This is a genomic window from Aliivibrio fischeri (genome assembly GCA_038993745.2).
GTDB lineage: Bacteria > Pseudomonadota > Gammaproteobacteria > Enterobacterales > Vibrionaceae > Aliivibrio > Aliivibrio fischeri_B.
Window position 1 is genome coordinate 2,276,709 of record CP160629.1, and the last position, 21,499, is coordinate 2,298,207.

Annotated in this window: 16 protein-coding genes, 1 other RNA gene and 3 pseudogenes; 12 read left to right on the plus strand and 8 right to left on the minus strand. The window is 40.2% G+C overall.

The window, feature by feature from the left end; translation table 11 throughout:
* Positions 1-48: 48 nt before the first annotated feature.
* On the minus strand, positions 49-1,590 hold the full coding sequence (locus AAFX60_011035) for a sodium/solute symporter (GenBank protein XDF77222.1): 1,542 nt from the start codon (positions 1,588-1,590) through the stop codon (positions 49-51).
* Between the two features lie 337 nt (positions 1,591-1,927).
* Here AAFX60_011035 and AAFX60_011040 point away from each other — a divergent pair, with 337 nt between their 5' ends.
* The 5 genes from AAFX60_011040 to AAFX60_011060 all read left to right on the plus strand — a co-directional run bounded on the left by AAFX60_011040 (position 1,928) and on the right by AAFX60_011060 (position 7,509).
* Complete coding sequence (locus AAFX60_011040; protein ID XDF77223.1) at positions 1,928-3,223, plus strand: MFS transporter; 1,296 nt, start codon at positions 1,928-1,930, stop codon at positions 3,221-3,223.
* A 127-nt stretch (positions 3,224-3,350) separates the two neighbouring features.
* On the plus strand, positions 3,351-4,367 hold the full coding sequence (locus AAFX60_011045) for a nuclear transport factor 2 family protein (GenBank protein XDF77224.1): 1,017 nt from the start codon (positions 3,351-3,353) through the stop codon (positions 4,365-4,367).
* A 243-nt stretch (positions 4,368-4,610) separates the two neighbouring features.
* Positions 4,611-5,624, plus strand: a complete 1,014-nt coding sequence (locus AAFX60_011050; GenBank protein ID XDF77225.1) for a LacI family DNA-binding transcriptional regulator — start codon at positions 4,611-4,613, stop codon at positions 5,622-5,624.
* A 238-nt stretch (positions 5,625-5,862) separates the two neighbouring features.
* Entirely contained in the window at positions 5,863-7,251 is a 1,389-nt protein-coding gene (gene yegQ / locus AAFX60_011055; protein XDF77226.1) for a tRNA 5-hydroxyuridine modification protein YegQ, read from the plus strand.
* A 3-nt stretch (positions 7,252-7,254) separates the two neighbouring features.
* A complete protein-coding gene (locus AAFX60_011060) occupies positions 7,255-7,509 on the plus strand; it encodes a YfhL family 4Fe-4S dicluster ferredoxin (protein XDF77227.1) in 255 nt (84 codons plus the stop codon).
* 83 nt (positions 7,510-7,592) lie between these two features.
* On the opposite strand, the gene AAFX60_011065 is transcribed toward AAFX60_011060, so the two are convergent.
* The 5 genes from AAFX60_011065 to grpE form a co-directional block, all read right to left on the minus strand.
* Positions 7,593-8,687, minus strand: a complete 1,095-nt coding sequence (locus AAFX60_011065) for a DUF3541 domain-containing protein (protein XDF77228.1) — start codon at positions 8,685-8,687, stop codon at positions 7,593-7,595.
* 178 nt (positions 8,688-8,865) lie between these two features.
* Positions 8,866-10,005 (minus strand): molecular chaperone DnaJ, encoded by a 1,140-nt coding sequence (dnaJ, locus tag AAFX60_011070; GenBank protein ID XDF77229.1) that lies wholly within the window; start codon positions 10,003-10,005, stop codon positions 8,866-8,868.
* Positions 10,006-10,328: 323 nt separating this feature from the next.
* Complete coding sequence (dnaK, locus tag AAFX60_011075; protein ID XDF77230.1) at positions 10,329-12,233, minus strand: molecular chaperone DnaK; 1,905 nt, start codon at positions 12,231-12,233, stop codon at positions 10,329-10,331.
* 220 nt (positions 12,234-12,453) lie between these two features.
* Positions 12,454-13,413 (minus strand): hypothetical protein, encoded by a 960-nt coding sequence (locus AAFX60_011080; GenBank protein XDF77231.1) that lies wholly within the window; start codon positions 13,411-13,413, stop codon positions 12,454-12,456.
* A gap of 226 nt (positions 13,414-13,639) precedes the next feature.
* On the minus strand, positions 13,640-14,224 hold the full coding sequence (grpE, locus tag AAFX60_011085; protein XDF77232.1) for a nucleotide exchange factor GrpE: 585 nt from the start codon (positions 14,222-14,224) through the stop codon (positions 13,640-13,642).
* Between the two features lie 177 nt (positions 14,225-14,401).
* Here grpE and nadK point away from each other — a divergent pair, with 177 nt between their 5' ends.
* From nadK to bamE, 3 genes and pseudogenes are all read left to right on the plus strand, one after another.
* Positions 14,402-15,286, plus strand: a complete 885-nt coding sequence (gene nadK / locus AAFX60_011090) for an NAD(+) kinase (GenBank protein XDF77233.1) — start codon at positions 14,402-14,404, stop codon at positions 15,284-15,286.
* A gap of 122 nt (positions 15,287-15,408) precedes the next feature.
* A pseudogene (gene recN / locus AAFX60_011095) lies at positions 15,409-17,075 on the plus strand (DNA repair protein RecN).
* A 215-nt stretch (positions 17,076-17,290) separates the two neighbouring features.
* A pseudogene (gene bamE / locus AAFX60_011100) lies at positions 17,291-17,646 on the plus strand (outer membrane protein assembly factor BamE).
* Between the two features lie 80 nt (positions 17,647-17,726).
* Here bamE and AAFX60_011105 read toward each other — a convergent pair.
* Entirely contained in the window at positions 17,727-18,038 is a 312-nt protein-coding gene (locus AAFX60_011105) for an RnfH family protein (GenBank protein XDF77234.1), read from the minus strand.
* Positions 18,025-18,462, minus strand: coding sequence for an SRPBCC family protein (locus tag AAFX60_011110; protein ID XDF77235.1), 438 nt, complete (start codon positions 18,460-18,462; stop codon positions 18,025-18,027). Before AAFX60_011110 ends, AAFX60_011105 begins: the two co-directional genes overlap by 14 nt.
* A 99-nt stretch (positions 18,463-18,561) precedes the next feature.
* Here AAFX60_011110 and smpB point away from each other — a divergent pair, with 99 nt between their 5' ends.
* The 4 genes and pseudogenes from smpB to AAFX60_011130 all read left to right on the plus strand — a co-directional run bounded on the left by smpB (position 18,562) and on the right by AAFX60_011130 (position 21,420).
* Entirely contained in the window at positions 18,562-19,047 is a 486-nt protein-coding gene (gene smpB, locus AAFX60_011115) for an SsrA-binding protein SmpB (protein XDF77236.1), read from the plus strand.
* A 73-nt stretch (positions 19,048-19,120) separates the two neighbouring features.
* Positions 19,121-19,487, plus strand: a transfer-messenger RNA (tmRNA) gene (gene ssrA, locus AAFX60_011120).
* 77 nt (positions 19,488-19,564) lie between these two features.
* Positions 19,565-19,864: pseudogene (locus AAFX60_011125) on the plus strand (methyl-accepting chemotaxis protein).
* A gap of 422 nt (positions 19,865-20,286) precedes the next feature.
* Positions 20,287-21,420, plus strand: a complete 1,134-nt coding sequence (locus AAFX60_011130) for an extracellular solute-binding protein (protein XDF77237.1) — start codon at positions 20,287-20,289, stop codon at positions 21,418-21,420.
* Positions 21,421-21,499: the final 79 nt, after the last annotated feature.

The following is a 21,499-nucleotide window of genomic DNA, read 5'->3' on the forward strand; positions in this document are numbered from 1 at the left end:
TTTCTATATAATAAAAATAACAAGCTAAACCACTTAGTTTGTTTTCACCTAAGAAAGAACAGCATAAAGCCAATCAGGTATAACAATACAAGCAGCAATCGTCACACTAGCAAACACCAACAAACCGTAGTGACTTACGGTTGGCTTAGCGAACAAATCTTTTTGCTTATCTATAAATTCATTTTGCTGTTGTGTCACCTCTCCCCAAAAGCAACTCACAACAACACCTAAAACTAAAAAAGCAACCGTACCAATCAAAGCAAACCACGGCCAAGCAATACCACTATATTTAGCAATAAACACCACAACTACGCTACCAATACTACCTACTATCACTCCTTTTTCATTTGCTTTTTTGAAGAATAAACCAAGAAGGAATGACCCTAGACGAATACCAACAAAAATGGAGGTTAGACTAGCAATGGTTTTAAGTACCGACTCATTAGATACTGCAAGCAAGGCAGGAACAACAACCGAAGCCGCGGCAACAAGACTCATCTTTCTTGCCACTGATTCATAATGTGCATCAGAAGCAGATTTGCGGAAAAAGCGTTTATAGAAATCGAATGTCGCAACGGTTGCCATTGAATTGTAGGTTGAATCCAATGTAGACATTGCTGCCGCCGATAACGCAGAGATCACCAATCCAACAATTATTGGATTAGTGTGGTTAAACACGAAATCGAGAATAACTTCATTACTGTTTTCAAAACTATGATCTTGATAAAAGATGCTTAATAACACCCCCATTACAGCAAAAAACAGATAGATAAAGAATGCACCATAACCGCAAAGCAGCATGGATTTTTGAGCGGTTTTAACGTTTTTAGTCGCTAATGTTCTTTGGATAATCAGTTGGTTAGTACCGTATACACTCAAGTGCAAGAAGCTTACCGCTACCACCCCCGCCCATAATGTAGTGTCTACGCCCAAATCAAAGTCGAGATCGATAATATTTAAATGCTCTGGAGACAACACCTCTCCAGCATCAATCTTTATCAGCAATAAACAAAAGATCGCAATGCTACCGATAATTAGCACTGCCGACTGCAGCATATCTGTCCATATAACCGTTGAGATACCGCCGGCATAAGTATACAGAGCGGTAAATAGAGTGATGTAGATAATTGCCTCTGAAATACCAATAGGTAACACTTGTACCAAAATCAATGCCACCGCATACAAAATTACCCCCGCAGAAATACACTGCACAACAATGAATACGATAGAGTTGATCGTGCGAGCAACAACGCCAAAACGGAACTCTAGATATTCATAAATTGAGGTTAAGCCAAGTTTGTAAAAAACTGGAACAAAGAAAACCACAGCGAAGAAGATCACTATCGGATAGTTTAAATGAACGCTCATCGCTTCCATGCCAGAGCTATAAACCCAGCCAGGCATACCCACGAACGTCATAGCACTAATATAAGTTGCTAGGATCGACACACCTGCCGTAAACCAGCCAAATTGTTTTCCACCTGTTGAAAAATCGCCACTAGCGCTATAGCGATTATTAACTAAGTAACTGATAAATATGGTAGCTAGCACATAAAGAGCAATAACAACAAAGCTTGAGTACGTAACCATTTTTAGATTCCGTTTATTATATTATGCACTGCTAATATTACTCAAGATTGGATATTTTCCTTTAAAAACTCCCTGCAAGTGTGAGTATTGTCACTAAGATAAATAAATAACGTTAAAAATAGTTGTATAAATGTAAATCACGCACCAATGAGATCAAGATCACCAAAAATAACCAAATGGGTACGCATTCATTTTAAATTCGACATTGATCACGGATCTTTTAACCAAAAAAACTCTATTATCTTTCGAGATATAAAGGTGGCGTGCTAACTAATAATAAGTACTACACTGCAATAAAAACCAAACATATTTCATATAAAACAAAGGCTTATTATTCATGAATACAAAAAAACACATGAGTGAGGTTCCTGTAGTTCAAAGGGTAGCTGCTTACCTTGCAATTTTAGTAGGCTACTTTTTTTATTGTTACAACTTTGTAATTATTGACTACGTACGCCCATACATCATTGAAGCATATGACGGTATTAGCTTAGCGGATACCGCTCAATTCTATACATGGCAGTCCGTTGGTGCACTTATTGGTGCCCTAAGCTGTGCATGGGTGGCATCAAACTTTGGTAAGAAATCAACTCTTATTGTCATCACTGCACTAAACGGCGGCGCAACCATCATCAACATGATGTTTACTGACTACGCAATGTGGGCAGCCATGCGTTTCATCATAGGTATTTCTTTAGGTGGTTACTTCACGGTAGCAGTAAGTCTAATGATCGGCCTATTCACGCCAACGGTTCGCGGTAAGTTAACAGCATTCGCTTCTTCTATGTTCTCAGTTGCCCTGATGGCAATGGGTGCCTACGCAGCGTTTATCTCAAGCATTGATGCTCCTTGGCAGAGCCTAATGTGGGTTGGTGGTATACCTCCTTTAGTAGCTGCTGCACTGATGGTCTTTATTCTTCCAAGCGACAAAAAAGTGATCGCTTACGGTGAAGAAGATCAAGCAGAAGCTGAAGCATCAAATGCACCTTCGAAGAAAGGTTCTTGGGGCGAGATGCTTAGCGCACCATACCGCAAGCTAACCATCACTTGTCTATTACTGGCTGGTCTTAACTTCTATGGCTATCAATTTTTCTCTGGCTTCGTGACAACATATCTAAAAGAAGTTCGTCAATTTGACGGTGCAACTATCGGTATCATCTTCTCTATCTCGGCATTCGGCTCTCTATTCGGTGCTTGGGTGTGGGGTGCAATCGCGGATAAATACGGTCGAAAGGTAAACGCATTCGGTTTCATCCTTGCAGGTGTTATGGCTTCAGTATTCTTCGTAGCTCCGAGCGACGTGATGATCGGCAGCCTTAACATGCTGGCTATCCTAGGTCTTATCTACAACTTCGGCCTATCAGCTTCAGCGGTATGGGGTGGCTACTTCTCAGAACTGTTCCCAGCTCACCTACGTAGCTTCGGTGCAGCTCTATTCCACGGTGGTCGTATCATCGGTATGTGGGCACCAATGGTGTTGGTATTCATCCAAGAGCACAGCGACCTTGCAACAGCAATGTGGGGCTCACCAATCGTATGGATTGTAGCTGGTCTACTGTGGCTATCTCTACCAGAAACATTGAAAGGCGGCATCTTCGACAAGAGCAAAAAAGCGGAAGCAGCTAAGGCTTAATCCCCTTTCGCTAAAGGTCTTTCAAGACAACGAATAAACACTATTCCGGCTGAACAGTCAGCCGGTAACAAAATCCAAATCGAGTCCTGTTCCGAATGTTGACTCGACAACAAAAAGAGAATGAATTATGTCTAAATATCAAGAAGCTAAACGCATTGTTCGCGAATACTTTGATGCAATGGAAAACGCAACTCATGAGAACGTTGCTGAAGTACTAAAAGCACACACTTCTGAAGATTACTTGTGGCGCGGTGTTTACCCATTCCGTGAGCAAGAAGGCGCTCAAGCGGCAGCTGACGTATTCTGGGTTCCAATGATGAAATCAATGACTCGCATGCAGCGTCGTCAAGACATCTTCATCGGCGGTAACAACGAAATCAACCCAGATGAAATTTGGGTAATGAGCATGGGTCATTTCATGGGACTATTCGACGCTGAATACCTAGGCATGCGCCCTACAGGAAAAATCATGAACGTTCGCTACGCAGAATTTAACTGTGTTGTTGACGGCAAAATCACTAAGACAGGTCTATTCCTAGACCTACTAGGCATGATGGACCAAGCGGATTGCTACCCACTACCACCGTCAACAGGTAAGCACTTCGTATACCCTGGCCCACGTAACCACGACGGCCTACTGTTTGAAGATGCAGCGCCAGAAGAAGGCGTTGCTACGCTTGCTCTAGTGAACAAAATGGTTGATGACCTATCTGCACTTAACGACAGTGGCGCTATGGGTTGCCCACCTGAAGTGCTAGAGAAAAGCTGGTCTAAAGATATGATCTGGTACGGTCCTTGTGGTATCGGTGCATCTTACACCATTCCTCGTTACCAGAAGCAACACCAACTTCCTTTCCGTAATAACCTAAAAGACAAGAAGTTTAATGGTCACGTTTGTCGTTTCGCTGAAGGCAACTTCTCTTGCTTCTTCGGTTGGCCAAACCTGTCAAATACGCCAACAGGTGGCTTCCTTGGTATGACTGGTGGCGAAGTTCGTGCAGACATGCAAGTGGTTGATGTTTACTACCGTGACGGCGACAAACTATCTGAGAACTGGGTACTAATCGACCTTCCTTTCTGGCTAAAACAACAAGGCTTAGACGTATTTGAACGTACTTCTACCATCATGAACCCAACCCTGTAGAACAAATTATTTAAACCGAAAAATAAAAACAAACGGTAGTATTCAAAGTAAGACCTTACTTTGGGGCTATGACTTGCTAGGAGGATCTTTTCTTCTCCTAGCAAGTACATCTACCAATAATTAACTGTTCAATAAATAGTATTTATATCCTTAATTTTCATAACATTCTAAGCATTGCTTTATTGAATACCTACCCATTCATGATATCCTGTAAACAGTTTACTTGGCTAAAAAGCATGCTCTATGAATTCACCAAAACAAACAGTAACTTCAAAAGATGTCGCTAAATTAGCTGGCGTTTCTCAATCTACCGTTTCTCGTGTATTTATCCCGGGTAGTTCTGTATCTGAAAAAACTAAACAGAAGGTATTTGAAGCCGCAAAAGCATTAAACTATCGTCCTAACGCATTTGCAAGAAGCCTTACGACTAATGAATCTAAGTTGATTGGTTTAGTTTTCCCTGATGCTGACTACCCAATTCATATGAAAACCCTTCAACTCATTTCTACTGAGTTACAAAAGCAAGGATATTCAGCAGTACTTATTCCTTGGCAAATAGACGATAACGATAACCATTCTATTCCTAACATCTTCCAATATCGTGTTGATGGTGTCATTGCTGCATCTGCTACATTTAACAAATCTCTTTATGAAGAATGTGAAGAATTCAATATCCCAATAGTTCAATATGCACGTGTAGTTAAAGATACTAAGAGTAGTCATGTGGTTAGCGATAATTACGCAGCAGGCCAACTCGCAGCTCAACACTTTTATCATGTAGGAACGAAATCAGTTGTTTACTTAACGGGCAACGTGCCTACTTACACCAACGGTGAACGCGAAGCAGGTTTTTGCTCAGAATTCGAAGAGCTGACCGGCAAACAAGCTCGTGTTATTGAAGCTGATTATGATTATCTTGATTCACTTGACACTATTCGAGCTCTCTTTTTAGAATCGACACAACCTCAAGCGATTTTCTGTGCGACAGATAATTTAGCTATGGCTGTAATGGATATTGCACGCTTAGAATTCAATCTTCGAATTCCAGAAGATCTTCAAGTTATTGGTTTTGATGATATTCCACAAGCCCAATGGTTAAACTACCAGCTCACGACTTTCAAGCAAGATTTCAAACGACTTGCTCGTGAATCAGTAAAAATTGTGGTTAATCAGATTCAAGAGCGAAATACCAGCTTAGTTAAGTTAATGATCCCCGTTCAATTTATAGAGCGTAACACGACACAAAAGATTAAGTAGAAAGATCAATTTAGCCTAAATCTAAAACAATATATTTTTGACAACTAACCATAGCCTATAAAAAACATACGTTAATTAATCATGTACAAATAAGTAGGCTTGAATCATAAGTAAATATTTATAAGGTTCTTCCTCAACCCTAGCACTTCCCTCACTTTCCATGTAAAATCCGGCCTCCTTCATATCTTCAGTGATATGAACTGACTTGAGATCAGAATACTAAAATTGGGAAGCAATCATGTTTAAACCAGAACTACTTTCGCCTGCGGGCAGCCTTAAAAATATGCGTTATGCGTTTGCCTACGGTGCAGATGCGGTATATGCAGGCCAACCACGTTACAGCCTTCGTGTTCGTAACAACGAATTCAACCATGAAAATCTGCAAATCGGTATTAATGAAGCGCACGCATTAGGTAAAAAACTGTATGTGGTATGTAATATTCAGCCGCACAACTCAAAGTTAAAAACCTTCATTCGTGACTTAAAACCAGTTGTTGATATGGGCCCAGATGCTCTAATCATGTCAGATCCTGGTTTAATCATGATGGTTCGTGAAGCATTCCCTGAAATGCCTATCCACCTTTCAGTACAAGCAAATGCTGTAAACTGGGCTACGGTTAAGTTCTGGGCTACTCAAGGTGTTGAGCGTGTGATCTTATCTCGTGAATTGTCACTAGAAGAAATTGAAGAGATCCGTGAACACTGCCCTGATACTGAATTAGAAATTTTCGTACACGGTGCATTATGCATGGCGTACTCAGGTCGTTGTCTGCTATCTGGCTACATGAACAAGCGTGACCCTAACCAAGGTACATGTACTAATGCATGTCGCTGGGAATACAAAACAGAAGCAGCAAAAGAAGACGAAAATGGTCAAATCGTTGAAGCTAATCCAACTGGTGTTGAGATCCAAGACGTTGAAGTTCAAAACGAACGTCCAGACAACACTCTAGGCTTAGGTAAACCAACAGACGAGGTAGTTCTTCTTTCTGAATCTCACCGTCCTGAAGAGAAAATGGCTGCATTTGAAGATGAGCATGGTACTTACATCATGAACTCTAAAGATCTTCGTGCAATCCAACACGTTGAGCGTCTAACTAAAATGGGTGTTCACTCTCTTAAAATTGAAGGTCGTACTAAGTCTTTCTACTACTGTGCTCGTACAGCTCAAGTTTACCGTAAAGCGATTGATGATGCCGTTGCAGGTAAACCATTTGATGAAAGCCTAATGGGTACGCTAGAAAGCCTAGCTCACCGTGGCTACACAGAAGGTTTCCTACGTCGTCACACACACGATGCATACCAAAACTACGATTACGGTTACTCTATCTCTGATTCTCAACAATTCGTTGGTGAATTCACAGGTAAACGTCGCGGTGATTTAGCTGAAGTTGATGTTAAGAATAAATTCCTACTAGGTGACTCTGTTGAGATCATGACACCACAAGGTAACCTAACACTGACTCTAGATGTAATGGAAAACCGTAAGAGTGAAGCGGTTGAAGAAGCAAAAGGCAATGGCCACTTTGTTTTCATTCCAGTACCTGCAAATGTGGATCTAGAATACGGTCTTCTAATGCGTAACTTACATACGGGTGAAGATACTCGTAACCCACACGGCAAGTAAGTAATGGCGTTATTGATCAATAAAAAATGCATTAACTGCGATATGTGTGAACCTGAATGTCCAAACGAGGCAATCAGTATGGGTGATGAGATTTACGAAATTAATCCAGACCTTTGTACTGAATGCAAAGGCCACTACGATGCGCCAACGTGTCAGTCAGTTTGCCCTATCAGTAACTGCGTTATTTCAGATCCAGATAATGTAGAAACAGATGAAGAGTTATTAGAAAAATTCGTTAAGATCCAAGGTCTAGCGTAAATCAAATAATCTAATTTGTTCCCAATAAAAAATACCCAAAGATATCGCTATCTTTGGGTATTTTTGTATCAGGCTTACAGAACTTACTTTTTCACAAGACCGTATGGTTTATTAATGAATATTTTGGGTTGATTTTGAATCGTTGGTGCAGCATTAGGTGTCTGCCAATCCAGTAACATGATCGCTAATACGTTCCTATGCTCACCCTCTTTAAGATTAGTGCTGTTCGACGTTGATGGCACCATGTTCTTTTCACGATTAATCGCATTTTGAATGTGCTTTTGTGTTTTATAGACCACAGGATCATCTTCTAACCCTGCAAGTAAAAAAGTAATACCAACTTCAGCAATAATATCTTCTTTCGCTCTTTTTAAAATCGTATCGGCATTTTTACGCAGATAATCGTATATCCATTGATGATCGGACTCTTTAATTGAATGCTGATAATACTGAGAATCAGCTAATAAGATATGAGTTAATCCATAAATCTTATTGCCAAATTGCTGAGCAGATAGTTGCTCATCTTGAGCATCAGGATAAGTTAATCGAAACGCATCAACAAAGTCATTCACCACATCCTGCTCACCCAATTGGCGTAGCCAGTATACTTGATTAGCTAACTGAGCCGCCCACGCTTTAATCATCGCAGGATCCGTTGCATATTTTTTAAAATCGTAACGACGAATGATATCTCTTAGCTGTTTATCATTCTTATGCTTCAACCCATACTCATCTGCTCTAGCCATAGAACCCAGTAAATCGACACCTAAGTATAAATATTCCGGCATCACTTTAGTTGCGTTATAACGCAAAACACTTCGCTCATCCGTATCATCAATATACGTATTTAAACGTTTTTGAGCATAAACTTGGATTTGCTCTGGTGTATGAACTTCTGAAGAAAATAGATTCAAACGACTTGCGACACGAGCCATATCTGACCAAATTGCAGCAGTATATTTTGGATCCATGCTTTGACGGTACATACGCAACCCATAATGACCCGATTTAAAAGCGGGTAATGTATAGAGTTGAGTCTCATAGGTATAGCGGATTGAAGCAGCATCTTGAGCAAAACTAGGGACGGTTTTACCACCTTCCATGATTTCAGCATTTACAAATGTTGAGCTCAACAGCACCAACATACATAAATAAATCGTTCTTTTGAATAACGTCATATATCCCTCTTTATTCAATTCCACCATAACTTACTGGTTAGATATTAAGCTAAAGAGAACAAAAATAGTCAATTTGGTGTCAAAGAATTGAGACGTTAATTAATAGTAGGCATAAAAAAAGAGCAATGATACTGACTAGCATCATTGCTCTTTTTTAGTATTTAACTAATAAACTGAATTATTTAGTTAAATCATCAAAGAAGTTTTTCACTCCAGATAAGAAGCCTTCTGATTTTGGATTATGCTTTTTCGCATCTTTACCATCAAAAGATTCTTGGAACTCTTGCAGTAATTCTTTTTGGCGTTTAGTTAACTTAACTGGCGTTTCAACAATAAGTTTAACGATTAAGTCACCCGCGCTGTGTGTACGAACACCTTTTACACCTTTACCACGCATACGGAACATACGGCCCGTCTGTGTTTCTAGTGGCACTTTTAAGCTTACGCGACCATCAAGAGTAGGAACTTCAACTTCGCCACCTAATGCAGCCATCGTAAAGCTTACAGGTACTTCACAGTATAAGTTGTTGCCGTCACGCTCAAAAATATTGTGCTCTTTTACGTGAACTTGTACGTATAGATCACCTGCTGGAGCGCCGTGCTCTCCCGCTTCACCTTCGCCAGATAGACGAATACGATCACCGGTATCAACGCCAGATGGGATCTTAACGTTAAGTGTTTTCGTTTTGTGTACTCGACCTTCACCATGACATGAATTACATGGGTCTTTAATGATCTTACCTTTACCGTGACACGTTGGACATGCTTGCTGTACAGCAAAGAAGCCTTGACGCATCTGAACTTGGCCTTGACCGTGACAAGTACTACATGTTGTTGATGATGTGCCTTTCTTAGCACCTGTTCCTTCACATGGATCACAAGAGACTAAAGTCGGTACTTCAATTTCTTTATCACAACCACGAACTGCTTCTTCTAAAGTCAGTTCCATGTTGTAACGTAAATCAGAACCACGCTGTGCACGTTGCTGGCCACCACGGCGACCACCACCGAAGATATCACCAAATACATCACCGAAGATATCACCAAAATCTGCACCGCCGCCACCAAAGCCGCCGCCGCCCATACCACCTTGTTCAAAGGCTGCATGGCCATATTGATCATAAGCTGAACGTTTTTGAGCATCAGTTAAGATTTCATATGCAACTTTAACTTCTTTAAACTTCTCAGCAGCTGTATCGTCACCCTGATTGCGGTCAGGGTGGAACTTCATTGCTAAGCGCTTATAGGCTTTCTTAATATCACGCTCTGAAGCATCACGGCTTACGCCCAACACTTCATAAAAATCACGTTTAGACATGCTTTGGTCACCAATTCTTTTGATACCGCCGGTTACAAGCACCATCGGCATGAGTTCAATCTAGATAATCAGGTTCAGGTTCGAGAATGATTATCTAGATTGACCTAATAATTACGAATTTGCGGGCGGTAGAGAAAACTCCAACGCCCGCAATATATTTTCCATTCGAAGCATTCAAGATATAGGGCTTTTGCTCTTTTCTTAAATGGCTAAGGCAATGATTTCTTTAAGCTAGAAGTGTTAAGTTCAAGGAGAAAGCACGGAGTTTACGTTAGTAAATGAGTACTTTCGACGCAGGAATTAACCCTTCTAGCGACAAGAAATTACTTGTCTTTTACTTCTTCGAATTCAGCGTCAACAACATCGTCATCTTGCTTAGGTTGCTCACCTGCGTCAGCACCTTGTTGTGCTTGAGCTTTCTGTTGAGCAATTTCCATTAGCTTTTGCGCTGCTTGCATTAGCTCTTGAGTTTTCGCATCAATCGCTTCTTTGTCGTTACCAGATTTAACTTCTTCTAACGCTTTGATTGCTGCTTCAATTTTCTCTTTCTCATCAGCTGGAAGTGCATCACCTGCTTCTTCGATTTGCTTTTGAGTACCGTGAATCATTTGGTCTGCTTGGTTACGTGCTGTTACTAGCTCTTCGAACTTTTTGTCCGCGTCTTTGTTAGCTTCAGCTTCTTGTACCATTGCTTCGATTTCTTCGTCAGTTAGACCGCCTGAAGCTTGGATAGTGATCTTCTGCTCTTTACCTGTCGCTTTATCTTTTGCTGATACGTTTAGGATACCATCTGCATCTAGGTCGAATGTTACTTCGATTTGTGGCATGCCACGTGGTGCAGGTTGGATACCTTCTAGGTTAAATTGACCTAGAGACTTGTTGTAAGTCGCTTGCTTACGCTCACCTTGAAGTACGTGAATAGTTACCGCACTTTGGTTGTCTTCAGCTGTTGAGAACGTTTGATCTGCTTTTGTTGGGATTGTTGTGTTCTTCTCGATTAGCTTAGTCATCACGCCACCCATCGTTTCGATACCGAAAGATAGAGGAGTAACGTCTAGTAGTAGAACGTCTTTAACGTCACCAGCTAGTACACCACCTTGAACTGCAGCACCCATTGCTACTGCTTCATCAGGGTTTACGTCACGACGAGCTTCTTTACCGAAGAACTCAGCAACTTTAGCTTGAACCATAGGCATACGTGTTTGACCACCAACTAGGATAACGTCAGTGATTTCGTCTACTGATAGGTCAGCATCTGCTAGAGCTACTTTTAGAGGCTCAAGAGAACGCAATACTAGGTCTTCAACTAGAGATTCTAGTTTTGCACGAGTAACTTTAACGTTCATGTGCTTAGGACCAGTTGCATCAGCAGTAACGTAAGGTAGGTTTACGTCAGTTTGTTGTGCAGAAGAAAGCTCGATTTTTGCTTTTTCAGCAGCTTCTTTAACACGTTGCATCGCAAGAGGATCGTTCTTAAGGTTGATGCCTTGCTCTTTTTCAAACTCAGATACTAAGTAATTGATTAGACGGTTATCAAAGTCTTCACCACCTAGGTGTGTGTCACCGTTAGTTGCAAGAACTTCGAACGTTTGCTCGCCATCAACATTGTCAATTTCGATGATAGAGATATCGAATGTACCACCACCAAGGTCGTAAACAGCGATAGTGCGATCGCCACCTTTTTTGTCTAGACCGTAAGCTAGTGCTGCTGCTGTTGGTTCGTTGATGATACGTTTAACATCAAGACCTGCGATACGACCAGCATCTTTAGTTGCTTGACGTTGAGCATCGTTAAAGTAAGCAGGAACAGTAACAACTGCGCCAGTTACTTCTTCGCCTAGGAAGTCTTCAGCTGTTTTCTTCATTTTCTTAAGAACTTCAGCAGATACTTGAGGAGCAGCCATTTTTTGGCCTTTCGCTTCTACCCATGCATCACCGTTGTCAGCTTTAACGATTTTGAATGGCATGATTTCGATATCACGCTGTACTTCTTCATCTTCAAAACGACGACCGATAAGACGCTTAATAGCAAATAACGTGTTTTGCGGGTTAGTTACCGCTTGACGTTTAGCTGGTTGACCTACAAGAGTTTCGCCATCTGTGTATGCAATTACCGATGCCGTTGTACGTTCACCTTCTGCGTTCTCCAAAACACGTGGCGTATCGCCATCAAGAACAGCAACACAAGAGTTAGTAGTACCTAAGTCAATACCAATGATCTTACCCATCAGGTTATCTCCAAATTTATCTATTCAAACTTACCCAAAACAACTTGAGTAAGGGTTGGGAGTGAATCCCATAATTCATTCTATGACTAATTAATAAGGGCGCTAAATCACAATTCAAGGGATGAAATAAAAAAAATTCAATTTTATTTCCATCTGAACAAAAAAAAGCCTAACAATCATATCAGGCTCAATCATTCTAGATATTTTCAGTTCATATTAACTAATAAGAATCATTACAACTCATTGGTTCAAAATGAATGGGAGGCGGATTTTTATGCCATTCTTCTTTTGTTAAATAGGTTTTACCACCAGATTTAATGTATGGACTGTTATCATCAACAATGGATAAATCATCAGGAGCTACCGTGCCCATATAATACCAAGTTGGTGTTGTGGTTAAATATTGGAAACGGCTTCCACCAGCACCTGGAAGGTAATTGGCATTTGATAAATCGCCATGTGAAACTGAAGTGTTTACTGTTGGATAATAATCGGCACCAGTACTAATCAATACTTTTGCTGTAGCAACATCTTGTTTGCCTTGCGGCTTATCAGGTACAAGCCAAGCTTTCATTCGAACAAATGCAGCAAGAACGTTTTCTCCATCAATTTCAACTTTACTGGTTCCACCGTGTAATGGGTAATGCTCAGTGTGTAATTCATATTCTTTAAACCCTTCAGCATTACGACGATAAGGCACATCTTCAATATACTTAATGATGTTATGAGAATAGTAAGCAGCCCAGTTAACTTGTGCTTTAGTTACCGTAACATTTACCCACTCAGCAGTCAGTGGGTCCATCGAACCATCGGTAGATTGAAGCAGCCACATGTCCGCATCACCAATCACCACTCGAACGTTTCTTGATGTGTTTTTTTGGTCTTCAAAAACCGTAAACCATTGAGTCATTCCACTCCATGGCTCAGACGTTGTCATGCTTTTATCTATGATCTCATCAGCCCAATACGAAGGTGCAGCATCACCTCTAGGGATCCCTTGAACTATCGTTGCCCCATTTGCCCACCCAGAGGTTGTAGGTGCATTGTATAATTTAGCATCATTGGGTAATGCCATTGATGAATAGGTATCAGACGCAACAACATGCTCAGCCAAGCTCAATGGGCTATATAAGCATAATGCGCTAAGAAATATCGATGCTAATTTCATATTCTTTTTCATATCCTTTAGGTTAACTCATATCATTCCATGATGATTAAAATGTAGTAAAAAACAAAAGAAATAACGACACCAATAACGACAAATATACAAACCTTTGAAGCTCATTCCTTATTTATAAGGCACATTCTAAAAACAGAGACGTCACATCTTAAAAAAAACAAAAAAAAGCGATCCCAAACTCGGAACCGCTTGATTTTTAATCATAATTTGAATTACAAAATGATGATTATTGAGCAACCATTACCATTGCTGGACGTAATACTTGATCATTTAATGTGTAGCCTTTTTGCATCACGATCATAACTGTATTTGATTCATGATCTGGGCTTGCTTGCATACCAATCGCTTGGTGAAGTTCAGGGTTAAACGCTTCACCCATTGGGTTAATTACCGTTAAGCCGAATTTCTCAACCGTCGATACAAACGTTTGAAGTGTCAGTTCAACACCTTCAAGTAATGCTTTTGCAGCTTCGTTTTCTTTATCACCGCTTTCAAGAGCACGCTCTAAGTTATCTAGAACAGGAAGAAGCTCACCAGCAAATTTCTTCAGTGCGTATTTACGCGCTTTATCAACGTCTTCTTCAGCACGACGACGAACATTTTGCTCTTCAGCTTTTGCTCGTAGAACCGTATCTTGTTGTTCTTTAACTTGTGCTTGGCTAGCAAGTAGTGCTGCTTCTAGTTCTGCAATTTTTGCTTCTTGGCTGTCTTCAGCAGATTCATTCCATTCCACATCGGCTTCTGTGCCAACTGCTTCAACTTGCTCTTCTACTACTGCTTCTTCGTTTACTTTGTTTTCTTCGTTACTCATTACTGCTTTCTCCAGAATGCTAATGACTAGCTATATAAAGCGATCTTAATACAAACCAAGGCGTCGCTCTATACGCAAATTAAAACTTTGACATTATTATGGGGACTAAATAGTGCGATTCAAGCATAATAGTACGAATTGTAACATTTGTTCCCCATTTCATGATGGATGATGGATATGAAAAGAGCCTTTAACGTTATTGCTATCATTGGTAAACCAAGAGATCCTAATGCGATAAAAACGCATTTATCGATTTATCACTGGCTTACTGAACAAAATTATACGGTCCTTCTCGATGACCGTTTACGTGAAGCCCTGCCTGAAATTCCAGTTGATCGTTTCAATCATCTATTAAAATTAGGGGAATTAGCTGATCTTGCCATTGTTGTAGGTGGTGATGGCAATATGCTAGGTGCTGCGCGTGTACTCTCTCGATTTGATATTTCAGTCATTGGCGTTAATAGAGGTAATCTTGGTTTCTTAACTGATCTTGATCCAGATAACTTTGAAGAACCTCTGCAAGCGGTATTAAATGGTGACTTTGTAAAAGAAGAGCGCTTTTTATTAGAAGCTGAAGTTCATCGCCATGGGCAAGTTAAAAGCCATAATTCAGCCTTTAATGAAGTGGTACTTCACCCTGGCCAAGTCGCACACATGATTGAATTTGAAGTGTATATTGATGACACTTTTGCTTTCTCTCAACGCTCAGATGGTTTGATTATCTCAACACCTACAGGATCAACGGCCTATTCACTCTCTGGCGGCGGCCCTATTCTGTCTCCAAACTTAAATGCCATCTCAATTGTACCAATGTTTCCACATACACTTTCAAGTCGCCCCTTGGTGGTCGAAGGAAAGCGTCACATTAAGTTGTATATATCTCCAGAGAACCGCACCACGTTAGAAGTAAGCTGTGATGGGCAAGTTTCTCTGCCTGTTAGTCCGGGTGATGAAGTGCATATTTTCCAAAGTCCATCAAGACTAAAGCTGATTCATCCTAAAGATTACAGCTACTATCATATACTTAGAAATAAGCTAGGGTGGTCAAGTAAGTTGTTCTAACGAGTAAAGTAAAGTTAAGTTAGTCACAAAAAATTTAAATTCACTTTACTGTATAAAGAAACAGTATATACTGTGTCTATATACAGTGTTTTTCGTATTTTAAATTTCGCAGAGACTGACTTATGTTGGCACATATTAAAATTACTCATTTTGCTATCGTAAAATCTTTAGAGCTTGATCTAACCAAAGGCATGACAACCATCACTGGTGAAACTGGTGCAGGTAAATCCATCGCCATTGATGCCCTTGGTTTGTGTCTTGGTGATCGTGCAGAAGCTTCCATGGTTCGCCAAGGGGAAGAAAAAGCGGAAATCACCGTTCTTTTTACTCTAGAAAACAACATTAATGCCAAACGTTGGTTAGAAGATAACGAACTTTATGATGGCAATGATTGTATTTTACGTCGTGTCATTACCAAAGAAGGCCGCTCTCGTGGTTTTATCAATGGTAGTCCTGTCCCTGCAGCTCAGCTAAAAACATTAGGCCATTTGTTGATTAACATTCATGGCCAACATGCTCACCATGAACTAATGAAACCTGAATACCAACTCAATATGTTGGATCAATATGCAGGACATGTTTCATTATTAAATAAAACTCGCAGCCGTTATCAAGCATGGCGACAAGCTGACAATGCGTTAAAACAAATGATTAAGCATAGTCAACAAAACGAAGCTCAAAAACAGCTGATCGAATATCAAATAAAAGAGCTGAATGAACTTGCATTAGGTGAAGAAGAATTCACTCAATTAGAAGAAGACCACAAACGCCTTTCTAATTCTGGTGAATTAGTTGAATGCAGCCAACAAGCCATCTCTATTTTGTATGAAAATGATGAAGTGAATGCGCTTCAATTACTGCAATATGCCAATAATCATATTCAACAATTAGGTCAATTAGATCCTCAACTTGCTCCTTTATCTGAAATGTTGAATGAAGCCATGATTCAGGTTGAAGAAGCCAATCATGAAATCAAAAACTACCTTGATAATATTGATGTTGATCCTGAGCAAATTGCTTTTGTTGAAGAGCGCTTTAGTCGAGTAATGTCGATGGCAAAAAAACACCATGTTCTTGCTGACGAATTATATGAACATCACCAACAGTTATTAGCAGAATATGATCGCCTTGATTGCTCTGATGAAAAACGTGAACAGCGTGAACAAGAAGTAGAAGAACTAAAACAACACTTCTTAGAAGCAGCACATAAGTTAACGAAAAGTCGTCAACGTTATGCAAAAGAATTAAACAACAAAATTACCGACAGCATGCAAACTTTAAGCATGGAAAAAGCGGTATTCGATATTCAAATTGAAAGTGATGCACATACGAAGATTTCACCTCTCGGCATCGATACCTTGTGCTTTAAGGTATCCACAAACCCTGGGCAACCACTACAACCAATTGCTAAAGTGGCTTCAGGTGGTGAGTTATCACGTATTTCACTGGCTATCCAAGTGATTACGGCGCAAAAAGTTGATACACCAAGCCTGATTTTCGATGAGGTTGATGTAGGTATCAGCGGACCAACTGCAGCAGTAGTAGGTAAAATGCTACGCACTCTAGGAGAATCAACTCAAGTGTTATGCGTAACTCACTTACCTCAAGTTGCAGGTTGTGGTCATAACCAATTGTTTGTTGCTAAGCATACAAAATCAGGTAAAACTGAAACCAAATGCGAGCATTAAACTTAGAAGAACGTGTAGAAGAGCTAGCTCGCTTACTTGGCGGAACTCAAATTACTGCTCACACATTAGCCAACGCAAAAGAATTACTAAACGCAGCTTAATATCTACAGCACTCGTTTATCGACTCAAAAAGCCAATATTATTTTATTAATATTGGCTTTTTTAATGAAAGTAATCACTAAAATCGAAAGAATCAATGCAACTAGATTCAAAATTTAGGGTCAAAACACACTAGAACACGCTTAACCTTTTTACTTCTTAGGTCAGCTTGTTTATCATCTGTTTAATTATTTAAAAGGCTAAAGCTGTACGAACTATGCAATTCAAAAAATGGATCATTGCTCTACCCCTCGCTGTTGGACTACTGGGTGGTTGCTCGTTATTAGAGCCATTGGTATATCGAATCGATATTGCCCAAGGTAATTACGTTGAACAAGAAGCTGTCGACAAACTGCGATTTGGCATGACCAAACAACAAGTACAGTTTGTAATGGTTCACCAATGCTTGTTGAGTCTGGTTATCCAAATACGTGGTACTACATTTATCACTTTACTCATGGCCACGAAAAAGCCATTCAAAAGAACTTAATCGTTCACTTTGATGACAATGGTAACCTAACCAATATGGAAGGCGACTTCCCGATGAGTGACAGTTTCTTCGAGAAACTTTAATTTCCTCACCGTATTTCAAACACAAAAAAACCGGATCTCGTTTAACGAAATCCGGTTTTTTATTTTCTTTAACTAAGAGATTACTTTTTTGCCGCTTCTTTCTTAGCTTGCTCAGCTCTTTTACGACGAATTTCTTTTGGATCAGCTAATAGTGGGCGATAGATTTCAATGCGATCTTTATCTCGAATTGTCGAATCTAGTTTAACGTTACGGCTAAACACACCGACTTTATTCACTTTTAAATCAATCTCAGGGTAACGTTCTAATACGCCAGATTGAACAATGATCTCTTCTACGGTTTGTTCTGCTTTTACCGCTAATTTAAATACAACTTGTTCCGTTGGCAGAGCATAAACAACTTCTACGTGGATCATTTCGTTAATTACAGTCATATACTTGCTTCGCTCTTTGAGTAAATGAATTCACCATATTATTAGTTAATTCTTGAAACACTTTCCCAAATGCCATCGCAACTAACGCATTGGAAAATTCAAAATCTAACTTTAACTCAACCTTACAAGCGGTTTCATCGAGTGCCATAAAATGCCAACCGCCGGTTAATGATTTAAATGGGCCATCAACAAGATTCATTCCAATCATTTCAGAGTCAATTAAGGTATTTTTGGTTGTAAATGTTTTCTTTATGCCCGCTTTTGCGACATCAACAGACGCTACCATTGTACTTTCTGTTTGCTCTAAGATCTTAGAACCTGAGCAACCAGGTAAAAACTGAGGGTATGACGCAACATCATTGACTAAATCGTACATCTGCTTTGCGCTAAACGGCACTAATGCAGATCGGCTAACCTGAGGCATAAATTATCCTTTACATTATAGAGGTAAGCATCATACCATCTTGAATTAGCTTGAGTATATATAGTCAAACCACTTCCCTATCAGTATAATGTGGGCATTATGGCAAAGAAAAAATCAAAAGATAAAGCGGGCAGTAATACCATTGCTATGAACAAGCAAGCTCGCCACGAATATTTCATTGATGATGAAATCGAAGCTGGGATTGAACTCCAAGGCTGGGAAGTTAAATCTCTTCGTTCTGGTAAAGTGAACATCGCTGAAAGTTACGTTTACGTACGCGATGGCGAAATTTTTATTAGTGGTATGACAATCACACCGCTACAAGCAGCATCGACTCACGTTATTGCGAATCCAACTCGTATTCGTAAATTACTAATGAGCCGTAAAGAAATTGATAACCTTATTGGCCGTGTAAATCGTGAAGGTATGACACTGGTTGCAACGACAATGTATTGGGTTCGTTCTTGGGCGAAAATCAAAGTTGGCGTAGCTAAAGGTAAAAAACTGCACGATAAACGTACAGATTCAAAAGAAAAAGACTGGAACCGAGATAAAGCACGAATTATGAAGAGTAGTTTGCGTTAATTTCAACCAGTTAGATTGATACTAACTAGACAGACGCTGTTTTTCTGTTAGTATCATCTGGTAACAAAACTTTGGGGCTGATTCAGGATTCGACGGGAATTTTGAAACCCGAGGAGCATGTCGTGGGGCGGTTGGCCACGTAAAAAGCCGCAAAAAAATAGTCGCAAACGACGAAAACTACGCACTAGCAGCTTAATAACCTGCTGAGAGCTCTCCTGCCCTAGCTTCCGCTTGTAAGACGGGGAATAACAGGGGATCAAACCCAAACGAGCTAGAACGGATTCTCCCGCCTGAGAGATGAACTTCGAATTATAATTCAGGATAGCCATAAGATAGCGTGTCGGTTCGCAGTTTTACGGTGAAATTAAAGATCGACTAAACATGTAGCGCCAACGGTGAACGATTTTCGGACGGGGGTTCAAATCCCCCCAGCTCCACCAAACGTTTGGAAAAGCCCAACTTCGAAAAAGGTTGGGCTTTTTTGTATCTGTAAGTTGACTCCTCTAGCATCTTTCACGGTATTACAGAGCAAACTAACTTACTTGCACTTAATGCGGCTATTGAAGCTGCTCGAGCGGGTGAACAAATCAGTGAGATTGAACATACCGTGGATAGTATTGCTGAAATGAGCACTCACATAGCAACCGCATGCAGTGAGCAGAACTCAATGTCAGAAGAATTAAATAGAAGTGTTGAGTACATTAATACGGCCTCTTCTGAAATGACAGAAGGTGCGTCACAAACGGCAATTGCTTGTCAGGACATCAGTCGTTTAACTCATAATCTAAAAGCCAGACTTGAACAGTTTCAGCTGTAATTAAGTTGATTTTTCACTTATAAAAATTAAGCCCAACCGATTATCGAGTTGGGCTTTTTTCATCTCACCCTACAATCTGTTATAACCTTCACGTTTTTTAACTTATCTAACCGCTGAAATACCTCTCTTATCGTTTAGTAGATAACATTTATCTATGTGATATGCATTTTATCTATGGTTGACTCGTATAAATAGCATTTCACCCTATCACAACGACCTCCTATTATTAGCCTCAATAAACATTCAGTCGACGCTCTCAACACTCTTTTATAGATAGCGTTTAGGCATGAAATACATCGCAGGGAGCACTCTGGGGAGTATCGATTAAATCAAAGGTAACTCATTGATATAACAATAAAGCTACCTTTACTCACGTAATTTTATTGATTCAAAATACTTTATCCCTTTTCAGGAGAAATCAAATGATTAAGAAAATATCGCTTGCCGTATCAGCTGCACTACTCTTTTCAAGCACTGCAATGGCTGCAGATAATATCGTTATCGGCGTAGAAAAAAGTTATGTACCTTACTTCACTGAATTAGCTGAGCAGTTCAACAAAGGTAAAGACTTTAAAGTAGAAGTTGCTGCAACAAGTATGTTCGATTTACTGGCAGCACTACCAACGCAAAAAGGCAATATTGCTGATATTTTCATGATCCCAAATGACCGTATAGGTGAGCTTGCGGACCAACATTTGATCACTCCTGCTAACTTTACTATCAATGGCTTTACTAAAGCAGCGACGGATGCTGCAACGTATAACGGTCAAACGTACATGCTACCAATGTCGACAGATACGACTCTGTTCCTTTACAACAAAGACATGGTGACTGAAGTACCAAAAACATTAAAAGAAATCCCGCCATCAGAATGGGCTGCTAAGTTCACAGACTTCTACTTCACTGGTGGTCTATTCATGACTAACGGTGGTTACATTTTCCAAGACAATAATCCTGAAAATATTGGTCTGAACAACGAAGGCTCAATTAAAGCCGGCCTTGCAGCTCAAAGCCTTTACAAGAGTGGCGTAGGCCACTGGACACTAATGCAAGATGACACGGTTGCTTATGACATCATGATGAAATACTTCATGGAAGGTAAACTAAAAGCCATCATCAATGGTCCTTGGGCAATTGCTGATATTGAAAAATCAGGGGTAAACGTTGGTGCAGCTCCAATTCCTAGCTGGGATGGCAGTCATCCATATAAAGCCCTTACCGGCACAAAAGGCATGACAATTAACGGCTACAGCAGCAACAAAGATGGTGCAAATGCCTTTATTAAGTTTATGGCAACACCAGAAAATGCACAAAAATGGTACTCAATGACTCGTGAAGTATCACCTAGCCTTTCTGTTAAGTACGAAGAAGGCTCACTGCATAAAGCCATTTTCGATGCAACGAACATTGGTCAACCTATGCCAAGCATTCCTGAGTTCATGAAAGTATGGGGCCCGATGAAAACGGCTCTAGCTCAAATCGCTCAAGGTCAAGATACCAAAGCAGTACTTGATGCCGCGGTTGAGACAATCGAAATCGACATTGAAGATATGTAATTCACTCTTTTCAACGTACCAACCTCAACGGTGTCCCTATTAAATTAGGGCATCGTTGTCCCCTAAATCCGTTACATAT